Source organism: Bacillus sp. P4_D3 (genome assembly GCF_056401855.1).
The window spans coordinates 1-2553 of sequence record NZ_JBFUIN010000446.1; the positions used below are offsets into that span (position 1 = coordinate 1).

Here is a 2553-nt window from a genome sequence, read left to right on the forward strand (position 1 = left end):
ATATTTTACAGGTAATTTTAATAACTTATCCCAGAGTTTATCACGCAAGTTTTTCACTATTTCTTCCCCAACTTTAGATAATAAATAAAGAGAAAAAGCTGAAAAAATTATTTCCAAAATTAACAAAATAGAAATTTGACTTATTAAACTAAAAGATATGCCTTTTGAAAGTTCATCCATTATATCTTTTATTAATAAAGGTATTATCAATGAAATTGCACTTGAAACAATAGATAATACTAATCCTGAGATAAAATGAATTTTAGAAGGGTTAGTTATCTTCCACATTTTCTTAATTGAAAAATTATTTTTCTCTTCCATATTCTAATTACTCCTTTATATCGATTAATTTAAATAGCTCTTTAATAGGGCGATACGATTTTAATAACCACAAAATACCATTTTATCATTATAAAGCGAAATATGGAACAAACACAAAAAATTAACTTCATATATTAATATTAGGGACATTCGTTTTATGTTTTTAAAAAGGGGTGATATAAATGGATAGCACCACCCACCCATCCATCAACTTAAGGATGGGTGGAATTCCCCACTTTATATGACACGAAACTGTTAATATGTATACTAACAAAAAAAGCCTATATCATGTAATATAGACGCTTTTTTATACAACTAGGTTTTTAATTAGATGTTGTATTGACTTTTATTTTTAAAAATCTCATCAACAGCTTTCTCATACCCACCTGACTTTCGGAAAGATTCCTTCATATTCAAAGCAGCTTCTTTAAATGATATATCACCTAACACAAAATCTACACTTTCACGTAGTTGACTCTCCACTAATCCTTGCATTTGTAATGTAACTCCTGCTCCGAGATTCTCAACTTGCCTTGCAATTACTGGCTGATCCGCACTTTGCGGAATTACAATTAGTGGCACCCCATTATAAAGTCCTTCATGCATACTATTCATCCCACCGTGTGTAATAAATAATTTTGTATATGTAAGCACCTTAGTTTGTGGAACATAATTTTTCACAATGAAGTTTTTAGGAATCTCACCTAAATCACTTATTTTAGTCTTTTCACCGATAGACATAACAATAGTATAATCGGTATTCTCAAACGCTTTAAAACAAAGTTTATAGAAAGTAATGGCCTCGTTAAAAACCGTACCTAGTGAAATATAAATGGGACTTTCCCCTTCGATTGCAGTAAAATCGAAGTTTTCTTTTCTTAATTGTGTAGAAAGAGATGGTCCTACAAATTTATATGATTCATCAAAAGCTTCTCCAAAAGGTTGGAACTCCCTAGTTGTATAAACAATTGTAAGTGGTGCAGGATTACAGAAAACTTCATAAGGTGATTTAATTTCAACACCATATTTTTCTTTAATTCCTATCGTTAAGTTTTGATAATCATTTTTAATTTTTTCAATAGATTCCTCTGATATATTTTTCGAAAGATGTTCTAACATTCTTGTAAATGATTTTTCATCCTGCGCAAAAGATGTACATKAATTAATTGCTGGCAGCTTAAGAATTTGAGCAATTAGATGTCCACAGCCAAACATAGAATCGTGAATGATGTAATCAAAATGTTCTCCTTCAATTTGTTCAAGAACACTCGGTATAATAACATCTGCTGTATGTAAAAGACCATTTATTCTTTCTGGTAAATAATTTCGACCACCGGAAAGAAAAGCTTTTATAAACTTTTGGTCGTCAATTGTTCGTACAGTAGCCCCTGTTTTTTCAATACGCTCCCTGAAAGCTTCTATTGAAAAATAAACTACCTCTTCACCGCGGGAAATTAGTTCTTCTACAACTTTAATGGTTGGATTAATATGACCTTCTGATCCAGCGTTAATGAATAAAACACGTGCCAATGTAAACACTCCTTAGGTTAAATGATTTCTATGTTGTCATTAGGAGTACAGACACTTTCCGTACTCCTATCTTTTATTCTCCTTCTAAATGGACCTAGCAAGCCTAAAACCAAGATCATCTATATGAAATGTAGGATGGCTACGGCGGCGACAAGTAGCACCGCACCCTCTCGCTCCTTCAGCCCAGCTACCACCCCGGAAAATTCGGTACGATCCATACACCTTTTCATCATACAAATCGTAACACCATTCCCAAACGTTCCCTAACATATCATATAATCCCCATGCATTCGGTTCTTTTCCCCCGACCTCATGAATATGTCCATCTGAATTTTCATTATACCAAGCAATCTCTTTAAGCTTTCCATATATGTATCCAGTAGTTCCTGCCTTACACGCATATTGCCACTCTGCTTCAGAAGGTAATCGGTAGCCATTGGAATCTAAATTACAACTAACAATTTGACCGCTATCACTAATAGAATAATACTCTTTTAATCCCGCTTTTTTTGAAAGTAAATTACAAAACACAATCGCATCATTCCATGAGATACTTACAACTGGTTTATTATTATCTCTGAATATATTTGGTGTATTATTCGTAATAGCATCATATAATTCCATCGTTACAGCATATTTTGCAAGAAGAAATGGTTTAACTTGAACTTTCCATTCTTTTTTTATTCGATCATCTCTTAATAC

General features: G+C 32.6%; 3 protein-coding genes. All 3 read right to left on the bottom strand.

What is annotated here, in order from left to right; all coding sequences use genetic code 11:
* The coding region (locus AC1DTM_RS22485) for an ABC transporter transmembrane domain-containing protein (RefSeq protein WP_477000920.1) at nt 1–321 on the bottom strand (321 nt) is incomplete at its 3' end.
* Nucleotides 322–648: 327 nt separating this feature from the next.
* Nucleotides 649–1851, bottom strand: coding sequence for a macrolide family glycosyltransferase (locus tag AC1DTM_RS22490; protein ID WP_477000921.1), 1203 nt, complete (start codon nt 1849–1851; stop codon nt 649–651).
* 84 nt (nt 1852–1935) lie between these two features.
* Nucleotides 1936–2553, bottom strand: a 618-nt coding sequence (locus AC1DTM_RS22495; protein ID WP_477000922.1) for a formylglycine-generating enzyme family protein, incomplete at its 5' end; no start/stop codon positions are given.